Annotated in this window: 9 protein-coding genes and 1 pseudogene; 6 read left to right on the plus strand and 4 right to left on the minus strand. The window is 61.4% G+C overall.

What is annotated here, in order from left to right; translation table 11 throughout:
* A pseudogene (locus tag AC062T_RS08445) lies at positions 1–595 on the plus strand (hypothetical protein); the annotation flags it as partial.
* On the opposite strand, the gene AC062T_RS08450 reads toward AC062T_RS08445, so the two are convergent.
* Positions 576–797 (minus strand): hypothetical protein, encoded by a 222-nt coding sequence (locus tag AC062T_RS08450; RefSeq protein WP_159078158.1) that lies wholly within the window; start codon positions 795–797, stop codon positions 576–578. The pseudogene AC062T_RS08445 and the gene AC062T_RS08450 overlap by 20 nt on opposite strands.
* Before the next feature lie 87 nt (positions 798–884).
* Here AC062T_RS08450 and AC062T_RS08455 point away from each other — a divergent pair, with 87 nt between their 5' ends.
* Positions 885–1,226: a hypothetical protein gene (locus tag AC062T_RS08455; RefSeq protein ID WP_108516321.1), complete on the plus strand. Its 342-nt coding sequence runs from the start codon at positions 885–887 to the stop codon at positions 1,224–1,226.
* A gap of 341 nt (positions 1,227–1,567) precedes the next feature.
* Here AC062T_RS08455 and AC062T_RS08460 read toward each other — a convergent pair whose 3' ends face one another.
* The 3 genes from AC062T_RS08460 to AC062T_RS08470 are packed head-to-tail and all read right to left on the minus strand — an operon-like array spanning position 1,568 to position 4,337.
* On the minus strand, positions 1,568–2,632 hold the full coding sequence (locus tag AC062T_RS08460) for a hypothetical protein (protein ID WP_476029108.1): 1,065 nt from the start codon (positions 2,630–2,632) through the stop codon (positions 1,568–1,570).
* Positions 2,629–3,234, minus strand: coding sequence for an ABC transporter ATP-binding protein (locus AC062T_RS08465; RefSeq protein ID WP_476029110.1), 606 nt, complete (start codon positions 3,232–3,234; stop codon positions 2,629–2,631). Before AC062T_RS08465 ends, AC062T_RS08460 begins: the two co-directional genes overlap by 4 nt.
* The gene (locus tag AC062T_RS08470; RefSeq protein WP_158268741.1) at positions 3,225–4,337 is read right to left on the minus strand and encodes a hypothetical protein; all 1,113 of its coding nucleotides are present in this window, start codon (positions 4,335–4,337) and stop codon (positions 3,225–3,227) included. The genes AC062T_RS08465 and AC062T_RS08470 overlap by 10 nt, the downstream gene beginning before the upstream one ends.
* A gap of 61 nt (positions 4,338–4,398) precedes the next feature.
* Between AC062T_RS08470 and AC062T_RS08475 the strand changes: the two genes are divergently transcribed.
* From AC062T_RS08475 to AC062T_RS08490, 4 genes are all read left to right on the plus strand, one after another.
* On the plus strand, positions 4,399–4,779 hold the full coding sequence (locus AC062T_RS08475; protein WP_476029112.1) for a hypothetical protein: 381 nt from the start codon (positions 4,399–4,401) through the stop codon (positions 4,777–4,779).
* Positions 4,780–4,885: 106 nt separating this feature from the next.
* Positions 4,886–5,395 (plus strand): hypothetical protein, encoded by a 510-nt coding sequence (locus AC062T_RS08480; protein ID WP_159078156.1) that lies wholly within the window; start codon positions 4,886–4,888, stop codon positions 5,393–5,395.
* A 173-nt stretch (positions 5,396–5,568) separates the two neighbouring features.
* The gene (locus tag AC062T_RS08485; RefSeq protein ID WP_108516313.1) at positions 5,569–6,567 is read left to right on the plus strand and encodes a hypothetical protein; all 999 of its coding nucleotides are present in this window, start codon (positions 5,569–5,571) and stop codon (positions 6,565–6,567) included.
* A gap of 277 nt (positions 6,568–6,844) precedes the next feature.
* Complete coding sequence (locus AC062T_RS08490) at positions 6,845–7,255, plus strand: hypothetical protein (protein WP_476029115.1); 411 nt, start codon at positions 6,845–6,847, stop codon at positions 7,253–7,255.
* Positions 7,256–7,522 lie beyond the last annotated feature (267 nt).

Below are 7,522 nucleotides of genomic sequence, written 5' to 3' on the forward strand. Positions count from 1 at the left end.
CGCTGCCGAGGGCGAACAGTACGCTGCGGTCTGGGCTGAGGTTCGATCCGACAGCACCACTGAAACCAGTGTCGTGAGTGCAAGCAGAGTTGGAATTCGCATGTATGTATCGGTAGGGCCAGGGAACGGCCCGCCGGCGACCTTCGAGATCGGCCGGCTGGTTGCGACGACCGCAGAAGATGGAACACGCGTACTTACCGCTGCCATCTCGAACACGGGAGGGCGTGCCCTCGACCTGAGCGGCACACTCAGCCTTACTGAAGGACCAGCGGGTCTATCAGCAGGGCCGTTCGACGGACACAAGTCGCTCACTGTGGCACCAGGCCGTACAGGTCAGATGTCCGTCATGCTCGAAGATGCGATTCCCGAAGGACCCTGGCTTGCAACACTCCAGGTGCGAAGCGGACTCATCGTCCAAGACCTCACAAGCGAAATCACCTTCTCCAACGACGCCCGAGCCGAAGGTGACCCAAGGATCAGAGCCTCCTACATAATCGTGGCGACGGTCTTAGCAGTGGCTATCGTCGCAAGTCTGCTCCTGTGGAACCGCAGGCGACTACGGAAGGCCGTCTCGCTCAAGGTTCTATCGCCATGACTTCGACGACGACCCGGGGGACATCGGCGCCTTCGGCGTCCAAACGCCTTCGCGTGCGTCGCGCCCGTGTCGGTGCGTCATCGATATAGCCGTAGAGCCCGGTCGGGGTGTCGGTGACCATGTAGCGGACATCGCGCCACAGCAGCCGTACCGGCACCGCGCCCTGGAGCCACACTGTCACAGTTTCGTGTTTCACCTGCATGACATCCACCTTGCACTATTCGAAAGTATGTTCGAAGGTTAACGAGCATAAGCGAGCAGCGAAAGAAATGGAACACGGGCAGGGTCGATGCGTCATTCACCACAGGACGCCTTCGACACCGCCGCGCGCCGTGCGTCCAACCCGTCCACCGCGTGGCATCCGATCCTCGCCGCGGTCGAAACGGAACCGGGCCGCTGGTACATGGTCGACGCGACGAACAAGTGCTACGGCATCATCCGCTTCCTCGCGATCAACGGGTATCGAGTGGTGACGTGGGCGGAGCGAAGCGAGGACCGGCGGCTGATCGGGTACTACACCTCGCTCAAGGCCGCTGCCGTTGCTACGCACCACCTGTTTGTGCGGTCCCATGGGCAATCCTTGCCCGAACATCTTCCGTCGCAGTCCGTTCGCGGAAGCGCCGAACCATGAGGCACACCTGATCAGATGGCTGATCGCCCCTGCGTGGAAAGCCACGCCTCGGTGCCATCGAGGGGCTGGACAGGTTCGATCGAAACTGACCAAGAGGGTACCCGAGAAGCCCCGCCAGTCCAGGCAAAGCAAAGAGCAGCGCCGCCATGATGAACCCGCTGGCAACCTCGATGGCGATCTGGCGCCAGTAGGACCTATCATGGCGCAGTACCTCCCGCATCCGCAGGGGTGGCTCGGGCGGTGGAACCTCAAGAGGTGGCGGGCCGGCACTGTCGACCACAACGGATGGGGTGCGACGTCGCCAAAGGGTAAGCATGCCAAGAGGACAGGGGCTACGAGGCCTAGTAGCCGCTGAGGGTCCTGACGGTGTTGCTGCGCCGTCCCAGCAGGAGGGCAATCAGTGGAAGTGAACAAAGAATCACCATGTATCGCAGGAGATCCAAGCCGACTGATGCGATGACGTAGGCATCGGTTGGACGAAGAACGAGGAGTGCGAACGCCGCGCCGAGTGCCGTCGGCGCCAACACCAACAGGGCACATTCCGTGGTCATCATTCTGAGAAAGTCTGCCGTCGCCATGCCAAGCAAACGGTATAGAGCGAGGTCTGCTCGGCGGGCGAACCACCATGAGCTCGCCAACAGGAGAACTGCTGCAGCGACAGCGACCCATCCCCAGTCCATTAGACGTGCCGGGGCGATCGATAGACCTGCTCCGTCGGTTTGTTGGCCGAGCTCCGACACCTGAACAGGCTCACCGAACCACCCTCGCGCTGCCGAGCCGACGTCGAGAAACGCGGCCGGTTCAGTGGAGACGTAGCAGATCTTTGTGGCTCCGGAAGGTTCTCCGAGGCGAATCACGTTCCGGTTGATGCCGTCAATTCGCGACCGGTGCTCCGAAGTCCATTCGACGCGGGTTGACGATTCGGCTCCGGTGGCCTTGTCCACGACTGTGAACCGCGATCCAGGGACGGCGCTCAGCAGGTCGGCCAACTCGTTGGGAAAAATGGCATTGCTTCCCGAAAAAGGAGGCGGCCCGTCGTTCCATGCGGCGGCGGGAAACCTTGGAGTGACGGTACTTTCTCGCCACGTCTGATTACCGGTTTGCGGGAACTCAATGTCTCGCTCAGAAGTGATTGCCCCCGCGGCGCTGACGCCGGAGATGGAGTTGAGGGCATCGCAGCGTGACGCATCCAATGTTGCCGATGTGGCGGATGCAATGGTGAAAACGAAGCGGCCGGTCTGCACTTGTTGGTGCCATTTGTGTGCGTAGCTTCCTGCTTCGAGCGTGCTCGCGGCGGCGATTCCTCCACCGGCAAGGAGCGAGACGAAAAACAGGATCAGCCCGAAGCCCAGGGAGGCTCGGAGGTTGGCTAGAGCCTCGGAGATGGGAAGAGGCATGACCATCATGGCATGTCCAATTGGAGATCCAGCCTTGTGTCGCATTGCTCCGCAACGATTGGATCGTGGGTGGCGATGATGACGGCGGTACCCTCCTGGGTGCAGCGCCGAAGCGTCTGGATAACGGCCGTTCGCGAGTATGGATCGAGGGAGGCTGTGGGTTCGTCCGCCAAGAGCATTCGTGGCCTCGACACCACTGCTCTAGCCACGCCAACGCGCTGACGTTCGCCTCCACTAAGTCGATACACCGGAGTGTGAGCGAATGCGCCGAGCCCAAGATCGTCCAAGGTCTTGGAGGCATGCATCCTCGCCGCTCCGGGGTCAGCCCCGCGGATGAGCGTCGGCAGCATCACGTTATCGAGCGCGGTTCGCCGTGACAGCAACGGCGAAGCCTGCGGAGCCCACTCGATGTGCCCGCGGGACCCGTCAAATCGCAGTTCGCCGCTGCTGGGGTCAGTGAACCCCGCGATGATCGAGAGGAGAGTGGATTTTCCCGAACCGGACGGGCCGACAATCGCCAACGACTGCCCAGCCTCCACGGTGAATGTCAGGTTCATAAACAGAGACCGCGATCCGATGGACTTGCCCAATCCCTCGACAGTCAGGAGCACTTGGTCGGCTCCACGGTTGCCCCAACCTGGAGTTTTTCGCCGATGCTCAATGATCCGGACACCACGGCGAGGCCGTCGCGGCTTGCCCTGATGTCCACCGCAACCCAGCGTGGCTTGTCGGGGTCCACTCGGACGCATTGTGCTCCGGTGGCGTCTGTCACGATCCCTGCGCTGGGGACTTCAACGTCTCCATCTAGTGCTTGTCTCACCAACTGCCCGCGCACCACGACCTGGTCTGCGGCTATCACACCCTCCACCCCGGGCAGTGAGACGACTGCGAGCCTGCTGCGTGTCTCGTCCAGTTCATAGGTAACGCCGGCAATTTGGAAGGCTTCTTCCGGGTCTGCCGTCACCCTGGCCTCGTTTGCAATCTCAATGCGTGTTGGGCGCGTCGCCGCTCCGGGCTGTTCCGAGGGGGATGATGGAGGGATGGCAACGCTGTCTCGGGTGACTAACTCCGCTGAGGTAATACGGGCGGTACCGCCGAGAATCGTTTCGCCAGGAGCCGGAGCGGGCTTTCCGACCGCTAGTTGCACTGAACCCACAACGTAGCCTTCATATGGCAGATAGACGATCCATGCCGGGTCGAACGAATTGACCGACGAGCCGGCTCCCAGCGCCGCCCCAAGCTGACGGATGCCCCGCGTGGTTTGCCAGGTAGCGGCGTCGTCGGGAGCATGCGAATGTCCAAGTTGCCGAAGCATTTCGTTCAATGCCCGCACATCCTCGCCGCGCAGTCCCGAATCGATTTGGCGATGGAACGGAATGCTTGTGTGTGCAGCGATACGGGTAACACCATCGACCAACGCAATTGAGTGGCCGCTAGAGAGCGATGCCCCGCCGGTGACGTTGACGCGCTGAACAACTCCGGACCACGCGGGGGAGACGATGTCGACGGTCGGGCTCCATTGCAGGATCACGTCCACGCCGCGGTCAATGTCCTGGTCGGCGGCCCCGACCGGAACCCACACCTCCACTTTGTCGTCGTCCAAAGTGAGAGAGCGGCTCACTCCACTTAGTCCGGCGACCATGACAAGCGGAAGCAGCACCCATGTGAGCAGGCCCACGACAGGCAGAAGTCGATATTTCTTCGTTTGGCCCATTTGTTCCCCCTAACTCGTATAGTAACGAGCATTCGTTCATTTTTTTCGTGGGGGAACGGTAATGACAACAACAACAACAACAACTTTGCGTGGCCGCAAGGCGCTCTTTGCAGCTTTGTTCATCGCGCTTGCCACAGCATTGTCAGTCGCAGCGCCAATGCAGGCCACTGCGTTCGGGGTGCAGCAGTCTCCGAACGGGGTGTACGGCGGCTCAAGTTTCTTCACAAACGGCTATCAGGCCTCGGGTTTACCTATGAGCTTTGATGGAGCCTCGTCGCAGCGATGCGTGCAGATCGCGCATAGTTCGTCATATACGCCGGTCACGGGATCGCTGCGCTGCGCCACCAGTGGAACAGTTTCCTACATCCACCCGACTTCAGTTGCGCAATTTGTGGGTGGCCTGCACACGGGGACCATTGGCAGCCAGAGCTGGAGATCGTAAGCGGATAGTGGCAGGTATCCGCACCCTCGGACGAGGCGCTGGGAGCGCCGCCATCGCCGTCGTCCTTGGCACATTGATGGCTGGTTGCTCGACCAATGACGGCTCGGTGATCGGCGCTGACCTCATGACAGTTGCCGGGGCGCGGGTCGCCGCGGAAGCTGCCAATTCAGAGGCCGCGATCGCCATCCTTGAGGATGGGGAAATTACTGTCGAGGAGTATGAGTCAACCCTGGGCAGGTACGAAGAGTGTGCATCGGAACATGACCGAAAGTTTACGGGTCGGGTGGAGGACCCGATCAACGGTCACCGAATCTACTCACCGTACGAGTACTGGGGCTCCCCAGAGTCCGAGTTCTCGCCGGAGGTGAGCGCTTGCGCCCTGGAGCGTGACCTGATCGAGCTCGCGTACATCAATCAGTTTGATCCGATCAGCGATCCAGTCATTCTCACGGAAACCAGGGAGTGCTTGGTACGGCTAGGCAACGCAGTGACAGGAAACGAGCGGAACTTCTTGGATTTTCAAGACGATCCCGATCTTGATCCTGCGGAGCTAATCGACTGTGGAGCCGAGTCGTCATTTCGACATTGGCCGAACATACCGTTCTCTATCGGATGATCTACCTGAGAAGGCCCCGAGAAATCGGGGCCTTCTGCTTGCCCGGCTGGCCGCCGCAAGCCGGGTGATCCAGGACGACGAAAGCCCGCATGCGTCTCGGACGCCCCCCATGGGGGGGCAGACGGATCTGACTCCGCGTCGATAGGGTGCGAACAAGAGCATGACTCACTCACTTGAAGGGCGGCATCGTGAAAGGCATGAAATCAGTAACGGCGCTCGGAATTGGGCTCGCCGTGTCACTGGCTACAGTCCAGCCTGCGGCGGCCACCGAAGCCCCGCAGACAGTGAACACAGCGCACACCAGCAGCGAAATCCTCGACGCATCGGCAAGAGCCGCCGCCGCCATGCAGGACTTCGGTATCGCGCCCGGCAACTACATCCATGTCGACCAGGCCGACGCGGCGTTCTTCGACGAGGTGGCCGACCTCGCGCTGGCAGACATGGCCGAGCCGACGCCCGCACCGGGTACCGCGTGCACCCCGGGTGGACGGGCAGCGTACGCAGCTCAGATCGCCGCCGTAAACTCCGCCCGGGACAGCAACGCTCGGACGCCGGCGCAGGAAACGATGTACATGTACTTGTCGCACTACATCGACATGTCGCCGAGCCACGTCGGGACTACGTGCAACCACAACTCCGAGGCCCCAAGATACAGTGCATGGATCACCAGCAGCGATCGGAACGCATATGACCAGTTCCTCGCCACGATGAACCTCACGAGCGCGGTTACGACTTTTGGTGACGCCGTTTCAGCTGCAGGTGTACTCCAGGGTTCGCCCAACTTGACGCGCAACATTAGCAAGGTCGCCGACGCGGCGGCGTTCCTGACCGAGGCTGCCGACTTCACCTTTTCGGCTAACGCAGCTCTGGGCCTCGCCGATCAACTTGTCGTCTCGCACCAGAACGGAGACACCGCTGAGCAGGCGATCGCAGATCTGGAGGCCTCGCTCTCTCCTGACATGCCAACCACGTATGCGGCGGCTGCAACGGGGGTTGCCGCCGCCTTGCTGGCGCCGTCGATCGTCCTTCCCGTGGTGGGCATCGGGCTCGCCGTACTCCCTGTGTATACGATGCTCGGTGCCACGATCATCAACTACGCGGCATGGTCGTCCCTGATCTACACATCGAACAGCCGAGTGAGTGGCAGGATGATGCGCTATCTCGGCATGTGACGCCGTGACGCCTCGCATGACGAACTCTCGCACGCTGTTGAGCTGCCCGTCGTGCGAGGCGCCATTTGAGCAGGGGGAAGCGCTCTGCTTCACCTGCCATTCACCACTATCCACCGGCTGGCAATCAGCAAAGGGCGCTTACAGCGACTACCGACGTCGGCGTGCGGCCCGCATTGCAGCGGCGGGGACAGGGATCGTATATTGCGCGGCGTTCTTCTGGCTGATCGCCGCCCACGCTCCACTCTGGTCCCGTTACAAGTTCGGCTCGGGGCGGGATGTGATTTTCGCAACGGAAATCCTCATCCTGCTCGGAGCGGGCCTGCTCACCTACGGGAAGCCAGGGCGCACACTCCACCACTACCCCTCCTTCGCGCTGATCAGACGGGGAGCGCCCAGATGGTGGAAGGGGCTGGGAGCATCGGCGATACTCGTCGGCTCCGCAGTCCTCGGGCTCGAAGGGGTTCTCCGCCCCGCCCTCGAAGACCGTGGCAGCAACTCAATCCTGCACTCGCAGGCGGAGATCGCAGCAGCAATAGACACCTGGGTATGGACCACATACCTGGCTGTCGCTCTTGTTCTGGCCTGGAACCTCATTGCCACACGCCTCCCACCGCAGGTCCTCTCACCAGGGTGGCGTCAACAGCTCATGGAGAACCAGGAACGCAAGGCTGCGCGACTCGGCGAATAACCCGCTCACACCCGCTGACAGGGCGGCCCGCTACGACGACCGATTCAGACGGCGGCAACAAGCGAGCCCCGTTGCTCTAGGAGTACAGTGGCTGACCGGAATGGCCCCGCGCCACCATAACTTCAGAGTTGGCGACACGATGACTGAGCTTTTGCGCGAGCGCTCCCACATCCAAGCGGCGATTCAGGATATTTGTGACGCGTTGATCTCAGAAGAACTCAGTGTGAAATACAAGCCGCATTCGCCGGCACCGCTCGTTCTATGGTG

The sequence above is a fragment of the Homoserinimonas sp. genome, assembly GCF_056262345.1.